Annotated in this window: 11 protein-coding genes; 5 read left to right on the top strand and 6 right to left on the bottom strand. The window is 41.3% G+C overall.

Annotated features, from left to right (window positions below):
• Positions 1 to 278 precede the first annotated feature (278 nt).
• Positions 279 to 935, bottom strand: a complete 657-nt coding sequence (locus IEE84_RS11030; RefSeq protein WP_057761553.1) for a YiaD family glycine zipper/OmpA-like lipoprotein — start codon at positions 933 to 935, stop codon at positions 279 to 281.
• Between the two features lie 378 nt (positions 936 to 1,313).
• Here IEE84_RS11030 and IEE84_RS11035 point away from each other — a divergent pair, with 378 nt between their 5' ends.
• The 5 genes from IEE84_RS11035 to minE all read left to right on the top strand — a co-directional run bounded on the left by IEE84_RS11035 (position 1,314) and on the right by minE (position 6,016).
• Positions 1,314 to 2,267 carry an acyltransferase gene (locus tag IEE84_RS11035; protein WP_191114202.1) on the top strand — a complete coding sequence of 318 codons (954 nt, stop codon included), beginning with the start codon at positions 1,314 to 1,316 and terminating at the stop codon, positions 2,265 to 2,267.
• Between the two features lie 360 nt (positions 2,268 to 2,627).
• Positions 2,628 to 3,725: a hypothetical protein gene (locus tag IEE84_RS11040; protein WP_224737783.1), complete on the top strand. Its 1,098-nt coding sequence runs from the start codon at positions 2,628 to 2,630 to the stop codon at positions 3,723 to 3,725.
• A gap of 71 nt (positions 3,726 to 3,796) precedes the next feature.
• Complete coding sequence (minC, locus tag IEE84_RS11045; RefSeq protein WP_191114204.1) at positions 3,797 to 4,621, top strand: septum site-determining protein MinC; 825 nt, start codon at positions 3,797 to 3,799, stop codon at positions 4,619 to 4,621.
• Positions 4,622 to 4,910: 289 nt separating this feature from the next.
• Positions 4,911 to 5,723, top strand: coding sequence for a septum site-determining protein MinD (minD, locus tag IEE84_RS11050; protein WP_057761560.1), 813 nt, complete (start codon positions 4,911 to 4,913; stop codon positions 5,721 to 5,723).
• Positions 5,724 to 5,725: 2 nt separating this feature from the next.
• Positions 5,726 to 6,016 (top strand): cell division topological specificity factor MinE, encoded by a 291-nt coding sequence (gene minE / locus IEE84_RS11055; RefSeq protein WP_057762631.1) that lies wholly within the window; start codon positions 5,726 to 5,728, stop codon positions 6,014 to 6,016.
• 78 nt (positions 6,017 to 6,094) lie between these two features.
• Here the strand turns inward: minE and IEE84_RS11060 are convergent, their stop codons facing one another.
• The 5 genes from IEE84_RS11060 to IEE84_RS11080 form a co-directional block, all read right to left on the bottom strand.
• Complete coding sequence (locus IEE84_RS11060; protein ID WP_191114205.1) at positions 6,095 to 6,622, bottom strand: cytochrome b; 528 nt, start codon at positions 6,620 to 6,622, stop codon at positions 6,095 to 6,097.
• A gap of 139 nt (positions 6,623 to 6,761) precedes the next feature.
• Complete coding sequence (locus IEE84_RS11065) at positions 6,762 to 7,259, bottom strand: hypothetical protein (protein WP_191114206.1); 498 nt, start codon at positions 7,257 to 7,259, stop codon at positions 6,762 to 6,764.
• Between the two features lie 17 nt (positions 7,260 to 7,276).
• Positions 7,277 to 8,212: a chemotaxis protein CheB gene (locus IEE84_RS11070; protein ID WP_224738022.1), complete on the bottom strand. Its 936-nt coding sequence runs from the start codon at positions 8,210 to 8,212 to the stop codon at positions 7,277 to 7,279.
• Between the two features lie 49 nt (positions 8,213 to 8,261).
• Complete coding sequence (locus IEE84_RS11075; protein WP_191114208.1) at positions 8,262 to 15,137, bottom strand: Hpt domain-containing protein; 6,876 nt, start codon at positions 15,135 to 15,137, stop codon at positions 8,262 to 8,264.
• A 30-nt stretch (positions 15,138 to 15,167) separates the two neighbouring features.
• The gene (locus tag IEE84_RS11080) at positions 15,168 to 16,025 is read right to left on the bottom strand and encodes a CheR family methyltransferase (RefSeq protein ID WP_191114209.1); all 858 of its coding nucleotides are present in this window, start codon (positions 16,023 to 16,025) and stop codon (positions 15,168 to 15,170) included.
• Positions 16,026 to 16,096 lie beyond the last annotated feature (71 nt).

Below are 16,096 nucleotides of genomic sequence, written 5' to 3' on the forward strand. Positions count from 1 at the left end.
TTATTTTGATAATCAAGCCATGTTACAGCAGGCTATCTTAGCCATGCACATTGACTCTCAGTGCGCACGATAAGACGTTTAATATTGCATTGATAGCAAACACTGACAAATTATAGTGTTATTGATAATCATTATCAATATTTAATTTAATATTAACTATATCTATCAATCATCACTGTTTTATTCAAACTGAAAACACAAAAAAAGAGCCAGCATATTGCTGACTCTTTTTGAAATACATGTGCTCAAATATCTAGCACATACTTAATAGCTATTTATTAGTTTACGCTCTGTGGTGCGTTAACTGTTAGCTCAACACGGCGGTTTTGACCACGGCCATATTCAGTGTTGTTGTCTGCGATTGGACGTGACTCACCGTAAGCAACAACGTTTACGCGGTTTGAAGCAACACCGCGAGCTGTTAAGTAGTTAGCAACTGAGTAAGCACGATCACGTGACAGACCCATATTGTAAGATGCTGAACCTTTGCTATCAGTGTGACCAGCGATAGTAATTGTGTTTTGGTTATACTGGTTCATCGTTGAAGCAAGCTTATCAAGCGTTGGCTTGAATGATGAGCTAAGGGTTGCATCATCAAATGAGAACGTGATGCTACCTGGCATAACCAAATCAATGTTACCAGTGGTTGGGTTTTGCTCAACAGTTACGCCTGTACCAGCCATTTGCTGCTCAAGTTGGCGAGCTTGACGCTCCATGTAGTAACCAACACCTGCACCTAGTGCTGCGCCGATAGCCGCATCACGACCAGTTTTGTCGCCGCCTGTTGCTTTTGAAATAGTTGCACCACCTGCTGCACCAACTAAACCACCTAGAGCAGCTTTATTTAGACGCTGTTGTCCAGTGTTTGGATCTGTTGTACAACCACTAAGTGCTAGACCTGATGCTACTGCTGCAATCATTAAAGTATTACGCATAATATTTCCTCTTAAGTTTAAAAAATCGTGCTTTTTATAAAGATTGTCCATTAATCTTTTTTAAGTACTTATCTACATTCCCCATTATTATGGCAACTACAACCTATCTCTGTGTAATATTTTGTCATACCTATGTATGAGAAGTGCAGGTTATATTTCAATGATTTTATAGGTCAAATCTTCGTGCCTTGCTACCACTAGTCACGTTTACAGCCGTACACTACAACATGTTTCTGCTAAAATTATATTGCTGAATTTGTCGGCTTTAAATAGTCATAATTTAAAGCTTTACGTTCATAATATTCTTGACTTGATGACTAGGACAAATTCAGCGACATACGGCTTATTATTAATCAGATAGACTGAAAAGGATTGAGCATGCGATTGACATCTACCATTCGAAAAATGCATAAACGTTCGCCTAAACTGGGCAAAGCTGTGTCGCTTGCAACGGCCACTGGTGTCATCGCCGCCAATAGCTTCGGTGGTAGTATTCCTTTATGGCTAATGGGCGTTGGTAAGGTCATTACTGGCGCCTCTATTGCAGACAAAGCCGTCATCAAAATTGCTACTCACTGGATCAGTAGCAACAGTGCCTTGATCGATAACATGTTGCCTCGCAAAGATTGGCGTATCAACCTACCGGACGATATTCATACTAATGGTAAATACCTGCTAGTGAGCAACCACCAATCATGGGTCGATACCAGCATCGTGCAGTATATTGGCGAAAAACGCTTGCCACTTACGCGATTTTTTACCAAGTTTGAGCTGATCTATATCCCTATCGTTGGTCAAGCTTTTTACTTTTTAGACTTTCCAATGATGCGCCGACACTCAAAAGAAGCCATTGCCAAAAACCCTGCGCTAAAAGGCAAGGACATCGAAGAAGCCAAACGTGCCTGCGCCCTACTAAAAGACAAACCGTTTACCTTATTAAATTATTTGGAAGGTACTCGTTTTACCAAAGCCAAACAAGCTCAGCAAAAATCGCCTTATACGCACTTATTAAAACCTCGTGCAGGCGGATTATCATTGGCTATCAGCGCACTAGGTGAAGATATCGATGGCATACTAGACATGACCATCGTATATCCTGATGGTGTGCCAAGCTATGGGGATCTTTGGAAAGGCAATATCAAACGCTTGGGCGTTGATTTGCGCTACATCGACATACCAGATGCCTTGTTCGAAAGTATCAAGCAAGGTGGCTACGAAAATGATGAAGACACAAAAGCTCAAATGTTCGACTGGGTTGAACAGGTGTGGCGTCAAAAAGATGAACGCATCAGCACTATGTTGGCAGATTTTGAAACCAATCCTAAAACGTAAAATGCCTAATGAGAATGCTCAGCAATACTAAATTGGCTGACCGTCAACTCTTATAAAATACCAAGCACAGTCTATGCAAGCGTACTAAGTAGTAAATATCGATAATGAGATAAAAAGTTATTGGGCAATAAAGTTGCGGGTACAAATGTCACAATAGTCATATCTTACTTTTGATGTTTGCTGTTAAAACAGCCATGCATCATAAGTAAATTTTAATCAAAGATGGGTTGTTTTTTAGCCTTATTCATTGATAATGTGACTAATCATGAACTCATAGATTTTCGATGTCTACTTTCATAGTAAATGGTAGTAAATATCGATTTCTGACCCATTCTTTGTGCCATTTATTACTTATAAGGTATGACTGTGCCCACCTCTACTACTAGCTCGCCGTTAGCTACCGAATCTGTTTTGAGTCAGCCTCCTTATCCAATAAGTGATGAGCCGCCAAAACCGAACCATCCAAAGCCGAGTCGCTTTAAGCTCACTTACGATATTGTCATGATTATTGCCATCAGTATTGATCTGCTATTGATCAGTATTGATGCTATTTTGATGAGCAATTTTAGTAGTAATGCTGCAGAATGGCTAACCATCAGTGAAGCGCTCAATTGGTATCAAACAACCCTACATGATCCTCTACGCACTGCTGGAGGATTTTTTACTATCTTTTTGGTCGTTGAGTTGCTATTGCGCTGGGCGATTGCCATCAAACAAAAAGTCTATTATCGCTGGTTCTTTTTTCCCTTTGTTCATTGGTATGAAGTATTAGGCTGTTTTCCGCAGCTACGTGCTTTACGACTGCTGCGAGCGGTGGTTATTGGACGACGTCTATATCAGCTTGGCTACCAAGTACTGCCCCAGACGTGGATCAATCGAATCAAGTTCTATATTGACCTACTGTTAGAAGAGCTCTCCGATCGCGTTATTTTGACAGCGATACAAAACTTTCGACAAGAGCTAACCAGTTCAGACACGCATAAATCATTCATTGAGTCGACGATTGCAAAAAATCGAAATGAGATTGAAGCGGCCGTATTATCCGTGCTGCGTACAGAACTTGCACCGAAGCTGCAGGAACTGACTGCCTCATCAGGTGGCGGCAGTATATTGGCGAGCGAAATGGGTAATGCTATTGAAGAAGGATTGGCCAACACACCTGAGTTGCGCCGCTATCTACGCATGATACCGATCGCGGGCAGCCTTATTGAATCACAGCTACATCACGTCGGGCACAATATCGGTGAGAACGTCGTAAATGCATTAAACAAGCGACTTTTAGACCCTAAGCGCTTGGATATATTAATGATGGAAATTGCTAGCGGTATTGCGCAAATAGATACCAATAATACAGCGCTAGATACCTTAATTTCTAGTATCATTGATGACAGTTTGACTGCGTTTGAAGCGCAAGTAAAAGTGCAGCAATGGAAGCACCAAGATATGCTAAATCTATAGTTTAGCTATCTAATAGCATGATGTAATAAGAGACATAATACTGTGACAGAATTATTTTTAAGGGTTTGTATATGACAGTTTCAGCTAACGATAACCAGACTGCACCAGCGCTAGCTTTCTATGGCAAGATGCTGACGTTTTCACGCGTACAGTTTAGTACAAGCGATCTAGCAGCTATAGAAGCTCAGCTAACTGAAACGCTCAGCAATAAATCGAGCAATATTCCTATCCTTATTGATAGTGACGTTGAGCAGGATTTATCAGCACTAGTAGAGCTGTTATGGGCATGGGGATTGCAGCCTATTGGCGTGGTGACAGGTATGCTTGATGCGCAAGCACGTGAGCAGCGCTTAGCGATATTCCCAGCAGATGGTAAGCGTATTGAGCGTATTTTACCAAGTAAAAAAGCCCCCGTTCCTACCCAACCATCACCAGAAAACGATAACGCCGAAGCAGTTAATGCTCATAGCGTCGATGATACTTCTACCACGAGCGAACCTGCTACTGAAACCACACTATCTAATATGCCCAACGAGACATTGGTAAGTACTCAGCATATTACTAGCTTAATCTATGATCAAATGCTGCGTTCAGGACAAAGCCTCAATCACGTTGGTGGCGACTTAATTTTGACCAGTAGTATCAATAGCGGGGCTGAAGCGATTACTGATAATAGCTTACATGTATATGGCCGTGCACAAGGGCGTTTGGTGGCAGGCGCAACAGGGGATAAAGATGCCCGTATATTCTGCCAAGTTTTTAATCCGTCACTGGTGTCAGTAGCAGGAACCTATTGCTTACGAGACAACTTACCTGAGCATGTCATCGACAAGTCAGTGCAAGTAAAATTTGTAGAAGGCGAAGGCCTAGTATTTACCGTGATGGATGAAGCTTAAGACGCTATTAAAAATAATACACCGTGAAGTGACTTTATAGAAAACTAAGGTAGTTAAGCTGCTCTATTCGACAAGCCAAAAAACATAGTTATAACCCTACTAATACCACGCAGAGAGGCTAATTGAGCGATACATAGGTTGTTTTTCTGCTTTAGTATCGAGCTGCTATAAATTTTTGTTTATTTATGCTAGGCTAGCTTCGAAGATAGTGTATATATGTTAGGTGAATAACATGTAATTTTGCTATTTATATAAAAGATATCCCATTGATTCATAGGAGTGTGCCATTGTGGCGAAGATAGTTGTAATCACTTCAGGTAAAGGCGGTGTGGGTAAAACCACGACAAGTGCTTCTTTTGCCGCTGGTTTGGCGTTACGTGGCTATAAAACGGTTGTTATCGACTTTGATGTAGGTCTACGTAATCTAGACTTAATCATGGGTTGCGAAAACAGAATTGTTTATGACTTCGTAGATGTCATCACTGGAAATGCGCGTTTGTCGCAAGCACTTGTCAAAGACAAACAGCTTGAAAACTTATATATCCTGCCAGCCAGTCAGACACGCGATAAAGACGCACTGACAGACGAAGGGGTATCAGAGGTAATGGCTGAACTCTCTAAACAGTTTGACTATATCATTTGTGACTCGCCTGCCGGTATCGAGCGCGGTGCACAGCTAGCGATGTATCATGCGGACGAAGCTATTATTGTCACTAACCCTGAGATCTCTTCAGTGCGTGACTCAGATAGAATCATCGGCATTCTGCAAAGTCAGACGAAAAAAGTAGAAGAGAACCAAGGCACTGTTCGCGAGCATTTGATTATCACTCGTTATAATCCTGAACGTGCTGCTGCCAATGAGATGATGGATATCGATACTATCTCAAATGATATCCTAAAAGTTCCACTACTTGGGGTTGTTCCTGAAAGCCATTCAGTGCTTGAAGCGTCCAACCATGGCGAACCAGTTATTCATTATACCGACTCTGTTGCTGGTCAATGTTATGAAGACATTGTCGCCCGATTCTTGGGTGAAGAGCGTCCACTACGTCATATTGACGTGAAGAAAAAGAGTCTATTACAGCGCTGGTTTGGGGGATAATGATGACTAAGAAAAAAGGATTTTGGAGTAGCCTATTTGGTACTGACGACAACAGTAACGCAGGTAGCGCAAATTTAGCAACTGAGCGTTTAAAAGTTATCGTTGCTAGCGAAAACAGATTGAACAATCGCTTAACGGTTGATCGTATCGAGAAAATGAAACGTGAAATCTTAGAAGTCGTGAACAAATACGTTAACGGTGTGCAGATTGATGATGTCAATATCAACCATCGTTCTGAAGACAGCTTAGATGTGTTAGAGATGAATATCAATTTGCCTGAGCATAAGAAATAACGTTCTAACAGTACGTATTTCTACAATGGATAAAAAAAGCCCCAAGTTTGATACTTGGGGCTTTTTAATGTTTATCGATTATTTCATACGGGCAATAAGATTGTCTTTTTTGACAAACTGATGGTATAACGCGGCTGCTATATGCAAGACCGTAAAACCAATAATCATTGGCCAGATAATCTCAGTATGCAAGTTATTGTAAAAACGAGCCAAGCTTCTATCTGGGGTTACGAATACAGGGATCTGAAAGATACCGAAAATATCAACCGGTCGACCGCCATATACTGCCATCAGTAAGCCAACCATTGGCATAGCAATCAGTATGGCATAGAGAGCAAAATGTGACAGCTGAGATATGAGCATTTGCCATTTTGGCATGGCTAACGGTGGTGGTGCCTTAGTAAAAACGCGGTTGATGACTCGGGCAATCATCCAAAATAGCAGGCTCACACCGAACGCTTTATGATATCCAATAAACAGATTGCTATCTAAATTCTCATATAGCAGTATCATTATCCATGTGGTTAACAGTAAGGCTGCACTAATCCAATGAAAAATACGGCTACTAACCGACCACTTTGATACATTCGAGTTGGCATTATTCATGAGTGACTCTACTACCTTTATCAGGAATTATCTCTAATCAGTTTTATTAGCCAGTTAATAACTCTTCAATAGATGAAGTCATTAACATTACTGGCTCACTATTTATAGAATGGAGAATACCTTAAATACAGGTGAGAATCTAGCCATCTAAATCAATCAGGTGATAGGCAATTTTATCCAAATCTGGCACTAAATAGATTTCGTCATCAATCATCACTGTTTGATATAGGTAGGATGAGACGTCATTTTTATCGAAATACTCTTCCCTACCTTCGATATTAGCACCACTAAGTTGTTCAGGTGTCTCTACGTCTTTCACTTCAGAAATTCGTGCTTGCAGCTGACGCAAATCACCTGCCGTCTGTAAGGCAAAACGGTGGTCAGTCGTATTACCTTCCAAAACAACCATTTTGTCTGGGGTTTGATCTTGCAGTAGCAAATGAAATACAGCCAAATCTTGCTGTTGCCAGTCGTATCTAGAAACTTGCTGCTGAGACTCATCCACACTCAAAATCAGGTTACTTGGAATGATCCAGTCCGGCTGGTTAACGGCTGGAACAATAGTGACGTCAAGCATACCGTTGTTGGTAGTCAACAGACTCACAGCCTCAAACGAATGTTTTAAAATTTGTGTCATACGTCACTCGCAATAAGTTAATGTGAACGGCTAGCTGCCCTTTCACCAATGTAATCGGTTAGTTTTTTTGCTAAATCGGTAGGGCTACCAACAAAGTTGCAATAGCCTGAGTCAATGATAGCCTGAGGCTGACTTGGACATGCACTCAAGCTCGGATCTTGTGCCCATAATTGACTGTTATTGTCTTGGATTAAGTCTAGATACTGAGAGCCATCATTACCCATACCTGAAAATATAATATTAATAAGCTCGCTACCATGAACATCACTGGTATTTTTGAGCAGCTGCCCGATTGCAGGCTTATATTCACCATGCCAATCTTGATCCAATAGTATCACGCGACCTGTTGAATCACAGACAACTTGCTTATCAATAGGAACTATCAGACACTCTCCTGCACGTAGCCGCTGTGAAGAAGCGATAATCTTACAGCGCCAGTCATTATGACGGTTAAGTATGCGGGGCAACGTACCAATCATAGCTTGATTGAAATGATGTGCCAATAAAATACAAATTGGCAGTGTGGCTGGCACATTATCTAAAAATTCTTTAACCGCGCTAGGACCACCCATAGAAGCACCCAAAAATACGACATAATGCCAGTCAGTATCAGCACTCTTGTAAATTGGAGCATCTACCAGTATTGGCAAGTCAAGCAGTTGAGCAAATTTACGCTTTAACTTACGCTGCCATTTTGCATATTCTTGGGATTCATTTAGATACGGAGCTTGACTGAAACCCACTAGTACTGCTGCTGGTTTAGATGCCACCGTCGCTATTGCCACACTGTCATCATAATCACTGTCTATCAGCCAAATATCGATAGCTGAATTAGAAAGCTCACCTGTTTCCTGCCACTGTGCTCGTGACACACAGCCGACTAGCATAAAGCCGAACCCACGTACCGTATCTGAAAAAGCCATGCGCTGGCGGTGGTCTTCTGCCACCACCATCACTTTAATATCGTTTCTATTTTTTTTTCGCAGCGCTAAAACACGTGCATTATCCTTCATTAGTCAGGCTGACCCCTTCACCTAGTAATTTTTGCATTTTATCAAGCAGCTCTTTTTCTTGGAATGGTTTACCCATATAGTCATTCACACCAATCTCTAAGGCACGCTCACGATGCTTTTCGCCAGTACGTGATGTTATCATAATAATTGGAATTTGCTTTAAACGATTGTTATGTCTGACTTGAGTGGCGACCTCGAAGCCGTCCATACGAGGCATTTCGATATCAAGCAATATCATGTCTGGTGTCATATCTTGCAATATTTCAATTGCGTCAATACCATCTTTAGCGACTGCCACATTGAACCCTTGACGCTCTAAGAAACGTGAGGTTACTTTACGTACCGTCACTGAATCATCGACGACTAGAATAGTAGATTTAGACTCTATACGTCCTCTTTTAGCATCAGCAGCTTTCGTAATATTCTTGACCAATTGCGCATTACGCATAAGAGCAATAAGATCTAAGATGAGCATGACCGAGCCATCACCCATGATAGTAGCAGCTGAAACCCCTGGAATATTTGATAACTGTTGGCCTAAAGGTTTGACAACAACTTCTATGCGCGAACCTGCAATCTGATCCACTTGCAAAGCAATATTCTGTCCGGTACGGTTTTTAATAATGATAAGCGGTAAGCTAGTATTGGTATTTACGACCAACTCATTTAACTTATTGCCTGATAAAATTTCATTTAGATAACGTACTCGATACTCAGTGTCTTCAAAATTCAATGTGGCATCATTTGATTGATAATAGTCATAGAGCTTTTCTGGGTTCACTCGAACCACGCGCTCAATCTGTACCAATGGAATCGCATAGTAGCGATCTGCCGCACGAACAACCAACGCGTCAGACACGGCTACTGTCAATGGTAGGCGCATTGTGAAGCTTGAGCCTTTACCCAACTCTGAAACGACGGATACCGCTCCACCTAGTTGGCGAATCTCACTAATAACAACGTCCATACCAACGCCGCGTCCAGAAATCTGAGTTACTTGCTTACTCGTACTCAATCCAGCGTTGAAGACGTATTGCATAATATCAAGGTCTGACAAACTATTATCGTCCGCATCAATTAGACCCTGAGAGATGGCTTTACTACGTACTGCTTCAACATCAATACCTCGCCCATCATCTGTTAATTGAATGACAATTTCACTACCTTCACGACGGACCTCAAGCGTAATACGACCGCTACGCTCTTTGCCTGACTTCAGACGAGTTGACGTGGTTTCAATACCATGGTCGACAGCATTACGTAGCATATGCTCAAGCGGTGACGTAATGCGCTCTAGGATGGTTCTATCCATCTCGTCATCAGCATTAATGATGGTCAGTTCAACAGACTTATTAAGCTCATTAGCTGTTTGACGTACGATACGTTCCAGACGTGGCGTCAAGCGCGTAAATGGCACCATACGTGAATTCATCAAACCGTCTTGCAGTTCCGTCTGGGTACGAGATAGCTGTAGTAGCAGGCTTTCGCTATCACGTGTCTTTTCTAATAATGTATGGTTAATATCAACCAAATCCGAGGCTGACTCTGTTAAAGATTTAGACAGCTGATTCAAAGATGAGTATTGATCCATTTCTAGAGGGTCAAAGTCTTCATTATCGATAAGCTCCTCATCTATCTGAGACAAAATCTGTGCTTCTAGCTCGATCTCCATACGACGTAGCTGATCTGCCAAACGTTGTACTGTCGTACCCATCTCTTCAATACTGTTTGTTAAACTACTGATACCCATATCGATACGAGCACGGTTAATCGCTGACTCACCAGATAGATTAATCATGTGCTCAATCAAACCACCTGAGATACGAATCATCTCATTGCTACTAGCGCTCTGATCTTCCTCGTGAGTATCTCTAAGCATAGACGGCATTTCACTGATGTCTTTTGCAAGATACTGTGAATCTTGGTTTTCTTTGGCAATCAAGATTGCTTCACGCTGGGCTTGTATAGACTCTTTAGGTATCGTTTTTAGGCTATCAGGGTTTCTACCAAATTGCTCCAACGCTTCAATCAACAACGTAGGCGTTGGTGGGTTAACATGTTGTTGAAGAATAAATACTGCATCAGCTAGCCAGTCATGACTCGCAACCAGTAATTCTAATACTTTTTTGGTGGCTGGACGTCGATTACTGACAAAGTCTGTATAAACTGACTCCATTTCATGAGCCAAGTCAGCAATACCAGAGGCAGTGACCATTCGTGCGCCACCCTTTATAGTATGCAAGTCACGTTGGAGTGCTTGTAACGCTGTGGTATTACTTGTGTCTTTTAAGAACAAGTGCAGATACTTATTACGATTGGTAAGCTCTTCTGCCTCTTCTAAAAATACTGCCAATATATCAGGATCAGGGAGTCCGTTAGCCCATGATTGCTTAATCATGCTATCCAGACTTAGGGTACTCAATGCCTCGTTATCACTGTCAACAACATTGGCAGCAATGCTACGCTCTGTAGGTGCAAAATGATTTTTCGGTACTGGTATGACTAGATCGACTGCCTCTGGTAACATTTTTGCTTTTTCAAGCTGACGCAACTGTTCAATTAACTCTGGAGTAAAGAAAGATTTCTTATGACTCACAATATGCATCACTTGTAGTGACATCGTGTCTTGCACCATTTGCATGATTTCAAGCCACTGCGCGGTTGGCGCTCTTCGGTTTTCTACAAACGACTCATAGACACTTTCTGCTTCGTGAGTCAAATCACCAATACTACGGATACCAGCCATCCGTGCACCACCTTTGATCGTGTGCAAATGACGCTGTAGAACTTTCAGCGCATTGGTATTTGTGATATCGGCACGCCATTTATTGAAACTTTCATCTAGTGCAGTATCAAGCTCTTGTGCTTCTTCTAAAAATATTTCTAATAGCTCGATATCAGTATCAATAGTCTCAAACTGTAGCTCAGTTGCTGGAACAACTCTAACGGTGAAGCCAACGTCCTCGTTTTCATCCTTTTCTTGATAAATACTCTGTAGATCATCAATGACTTGTTTATCTATTTTTAAGGAAGTACTTCCAGCTAAGGCATCAAATAAGCCAATTAGCTGAGCATGACCTGCATGCAATATCGCTTGAATGTCTTGATTTTGAGCTATATCGATATGATTACTTAAATAACGATACGCATTACCCAGCTCATCTAAAATTGTGACGAATTTTGGAAATGCTTGCGCTTTTTCCTTGAGAGAAGCTATTTGAAAGACTTGCTGCTCTATATAGTCTTGAATCTGCTCTATCTCAGTATGATTCAACGCATCATCTAATTCCCACTCAGCATCGAGCAACGTATCAATGTTACTGTCTAATAACTCTTCTATCGTCGGTTTTTTATTCGTTGTAATGGTAGTGTCATTAGCCACATATTGCTCACCAAGCATGGCCTGCAATGATGCTATGTCATGCTGACTCTGCGAACCATCGTCCTCTGTTGATACATTGTGCGGTTCTATATTTTGCTTATAATTATTTAGATAACCATTTATTAATGTGGCCGACTGGGCTAATGCTTCTAAGTGCTGAGAATTCATACCTATATCTTGTTGTTGTAATGACTCCAAGCTATGCTCGATGGTCGCACTGACTTCACTGATAGCGACCAAAGCACTAGAACCCGAAGCGCCGCGCAAAGTATGAAATGCGCGTACGATTTCATCTGTAATTTCTATATGATGCTGTTCTGTATTGTCTTTGACAAACTGTTCAATACAATCAAGCAGCTCTTCCGCTTCATCAATAAATATCTTACAAAATGCTTGTTCTTCCTCAGTTTGAGGGGTAAGGACAACCGCTGCCTCGGCCATTTTTTCATTGACCGAATGAAATGTCTGTAAGGTAGAGTCTATAGCTTCATTACTATTATCATCATAAGCATTGCCAGTCTCAGCTGTATCAGACAGTGGCATTGTTTCTTCAATCTTATCTATAGAACTACTTACTGACTGTGCAAACAACGCAGAATAACTAAACCCATTACCTTGCTGTTTGCTATACGCATCAGCACACGCAATCCATACTGGAACTACAGCTGGATAGTTTTGAGTACCCTGTTCAAATGCTATGAGCATCTTGGGGTAAGCTGCCAGTACATCTGTAATTAACTGACATATATCAGCTGAGATAGCGACACTGTTATCTAGAATACGGTTAAGCATGTTTTCTATAGACCATGCTAATTCCGCTGTATAGTTAGCGCCTACCATGCGGCCTGAACCTTTCAAGGTATGGAAACCACGGCGAATATCTTTCAAGCCCTCTAGATCGGTCGAATTTTTCCGCCAACTTTCATACAACGGCACAATTTCTACCAATACTTCATTGGCCTCTTCTATAAATATCTCTTTGATATCAGGATCTGCATCATTGGCATCAGCTGGTAGTTGATTAGTCTCTCTAATAAAAGGTGCAAGGCTCTCTGGAATATCCAATGTAGATAGATATTCGTTGGTATTTGCTTCGTTGTTATTCGAGTCAGTAACCAACTCAGTACTATCTTTATTAGAATCGTTATCAACATCATTAATTTCTAGTAGCGATTTTTCTAATTCTGCATCATCTGACATAACCTCTTTAGGAGCAAGTTCAGCTAGCGTCAGTCCAGTGTTGACCGGCTGCTGATTCATAAGATTGCTACTTTGTAAGATAGCAATCGCAGGATCAAAACTTGGTGGTCGCTGCGCTGAAAAATCTGCTACCAATGCTGGTAGAATTTTTGTGGTATCAACCACTAGATTTACCACATCATCTGTTACTGGCAATGTTTTATCTAATAAACGATTGAGTAGGTTTTCGATTGACCATGCTATCTCGCTGATACTAAAGGCACCAACCATACGACCTGAGCCTTTTAGAGTGTGAAAACCTCTACGCACTTCAGTCAATGGTGTTAGGTCTTGTGAATCTTGCGCCCAGATAGGAAGAAAATCTTCAAGATCAGTGATGATTTCAGTCACTTCTTCAATAAAGATATCATGGACATCTTCATCTGTTTCAAAGTTATCAGGCTTTACGTGTTCACGAGCCTGCTTTAGTGCATCACTTTCAATACTGTTGGACAGACTCGCATTATCTTGTTCAACTATATTTGCATCGTCTAAATTGATAACAGGGCTGATCTCACCACTATCATCGTAACGTACAACATTCGTCGCAGCTGATTCTTGAGCTAATACAGTCTCGTTAATCGTTTCTGGTGAATCGATGTCAGTATCAAGAAGCTGTGTTGCTCTGGCTGTATGTTCGTTTGCTAAAGTAAGCAACTGCTGATCGAAAACCTGCTGCGCAAGATAATCAAGTAATAGCTCCATAGACGTTAAGCTCTCAGCCAACGCCTGCACCAAACTCCAGCTCGGGGTAGTAATATTACGAGTAGTTAACTGTGTAAATAAACTACCGATATCATCCATAGTATGACGAATTTCTGGCAATTCCATATCGTCAAAAGCTTGACCAATACTGGTAAAATCAGTAGACGCTGGTAATAACCCAATATCTTGATGTTGTATATAATCGTTGAAATTTTGCTTTATCTCTTCTACTGCAATTCGAAGCTCACGTAGACCATCATCGGTAGGAATAGAGTCATGTTTACCTATTAATTCTGTCTCATTGCTGCTTATCACTTCAGGCACAGTAGCGAAAGAGGTCGCCTCACCAATCTTAAGTGAAATAGTTTGCTCAGTACTATAAATAGCGTTATATAACTCTTGCAGCTTGCGTTCAATTTGCCACTGCTCTTGCGCAAAACTTGTTTCTGATACGAGAGACTGTTTTAAATCTGCAAGGATTGATTCCACCTGAGACACATAGTAAGTCCAGCCTCGGTTTTTGAGCTGTTCTTTGATATGTTGTAAAGGAGCTACCAAGCTATCTGGCTCATCCAGTTTGAAAATAAGCGCATCAAGCTGAGTTAATAATTGCGGTAAAAAACGAGACGCTGTCGTGGTGCTTTGAGATACTTTATCCAAAATAGACTGGGTACGTTTGCTACTGTGCGCTAGATAACTCAATTCGACATAGATTGCGGTGGTCAATCTTACAACTATAGTTGAAGGTACTTCATTTGACTGGGCACAAGATTCTATAACTTGATCAAGCTGACCTAATAATGGTGCATAACGCTCAGGAAGTGGCGTCTCGTTTTGGGCCAGATCACTTAGCAATAACTCAGTCAAACACCATAGTCTTTGTAAACCACTATCTTGTGCTGTCTGCCTAAGATACTGGCTAGCTTTTTCTAAGGTACTGAGTGCTGATGACTGATTTGTATTAGTGATTAGTAATGCTTGTACTTGCTGACGCCATACGAGTAGCAACTGCTGACACTGTTCACTTGTCAAGCTAGCAGTAGCTTGTTCTGTCGGCACGGCGGCTTCAATACTATTGATAATATTTTCGTTATTCGCATGATCATTCGTGTATTCATACTGAATATCGCTAATGTTTATAGGAATGTCAGTTTCTATATTTCGTTGAGACAAGGTTTGGGTCAGCTCATCAATTGCTCTACTTATTAGACCTATATGATAGATTCCTGTACGCGCATACTGATTAATCTCTCGTTGTAATAATCGATGAGAGAACTGACCTATACGGCGCTCTTTAATAGAAAAATCGTCACAACTTTGTAATCCTGCGAGTTGACTCAACTTACTAGCAACACCCGCTAATAAGGGAAGTTTAAGTATGATGAGCGCACCGCTAATCTGATGATAACTTGTTATCAGCTGTTCATGGTCGATGCTAGATTCACCTAATTGCCAACCGTCAGATATCTGTGTTAACTGCTGATTGAATAATGGTAGCAACCACTGAAACGTCACGATGTCATTGGGCTGGTTTTTCATAGGTTTATCCTAACTCGTCTATGCACTAATTTAGGCACTAATTTTTTGCCACACATTAACCTGTGGGTGCGCAATACGGCGCATATTTGAAGGACGCCAGAACAACGCCTCACCTGGAGCCAATATAATATATCCCTCTAACGCGCACTGCTCTGATAACCGTGCCAAAATATCACGCTGATCAAATTTACGAAAATATAGCAGCATGTTTTGGCAAATAATCACATTCTGAAGATGCGTAGTGGGTGGTTTTTTTTCAATGATATTGTGTATAGAAAAATTGACATATGGCTGCAATACAGGCGCTACCTGCCAATTTTCCTGCATACTATTAGCCGCTTCTGGTATGCTAGGCTTCGATCTATTTAATGTACTCTTAGATGGCAGCGGCTGAACAAACGGCTGACACGATTGCGGGATTAAAGTTTGCTGCCTGTTATCATATTGCCCCAACCGTGCGCTTTTAATAGCCTCTTCGCTGATGTCTGTCCCTAATATTTCATAGCCTTGACATCGCTGTGCGGCCAAGCTCATGGCCAATGACCAAGATTCTTGTCCACTTGCGCAGCCAACACTCCAAATACGAAACAAACTATCAATGTTGTCCGCTTTACGATGCTGCAATGCATATTCTGTGACAAAGTCAATAGAGGGTCTATGTCGAAAAAACCGACTCTCATGAATGAGTACTTTGTCTAACAACTGCTGACGCAACTCATTATTTTTCGATAGTTGATACCATAATTGTTGAACGCTCAATCCGTTCGACATCGCTGTACAGTCAATTGCATTGGCCAACCACTGTAGCTGTATGTCTGGCAGCACAAATCCAGTCTCTTGCTCTATGTACTTCTGCCATCGTTGCACATCCAAACTGTCGACTTTCATCAAAGTATTACCTAATGTCAGATCAACTGTATAAGCAGATGATTTGGCTTACCAACATTACTTAAGCTAGA

The organism is Psychrobacter sp. 28M-43, assembly GCF_014770435.1.
Taxonomy (GTDB): Bacteria; Pseudomonadota; Gammaproteobacteria; order Pseudomonadales; family Moraxellaceae; genus Psychrobacter.

What these genes read in the sequence shown, in the direction of transcription:
- IEE84_RS11030 (WP_057761553.1), bottom strand. Translation starts at nt 935, where the DNA reads ATGCGTAATACTTTAATGATTGCAGCAGTAGCATCAGGTCTAGCACTT.
- IEE84_RS11035 (WP_191114202.1), top strand. Translation starts at nt 1,314, where the DNA reads ATGCGATTGACATCTACCATTCGAAAAATGCATAAACGTTCGCCTAAA.
- IEE84_RS11040 (WP_224737783.1), top strand. Translation starts at nt 2,628, where the DNA reads ATGACTGTGCCCACCTCTACTACTAGCTCGCCGTTAGCTACCGAATCT.
- minC (WP_191114204.1), top strand. Translation starts at nt 3,797, where the DNA reads ATGACAGTTTCAGCTAACGATAACCAGACTGCACCAGCGCTAGCTTTC.
- minE (WP_057762631.1), top strand. Translation starts at nt 5,726, where the DNA reads ATGACTAAGAAAAAAGGATTTTGGAGTAGCCTATTTGGTACTGACGAC.
- IEE84_RS11060 (WP_191114205.1), bottom strand. Translation starts at nt 6,622, where the DNA reads ATGAATAATGCCAACTCGAATGTATCAAAGTGGTCGGTTAGTAGCCGT.
- IEE84_RS11065 (WP_191114206.1), bottom strand. Translation starts at nt 7,259, where the DNA reads ATGACACAAATTTTAAAACATTCGTTTGAGGCTGTGAGTCTGTTGACT.
- IEE84_RS11070 (WP_224738022.1), bottom strand. Translation starts at nt 8,212, where the DNA reads ATGGTGGTGGCAGAAGACCACCGCCAGCGCATGGCTTTTTCAGATACG.
- IEE84_RS11075 (WP_191114208.1), bottom strand. Translation starts at nt 15,137, where the DNA reads ATGAAAAACCAGCCCAATGACATCGTGACGTTTCAGTGGTTGCTACCA.
- IEE84_RS11080 (WP_191114209.1), bottom strand. Translation starts at nt 16,025, where the DNA reads ATGAAAGTCGACAGTTTGGATGTGCAACGATGGCAGAAGTACATAGAG.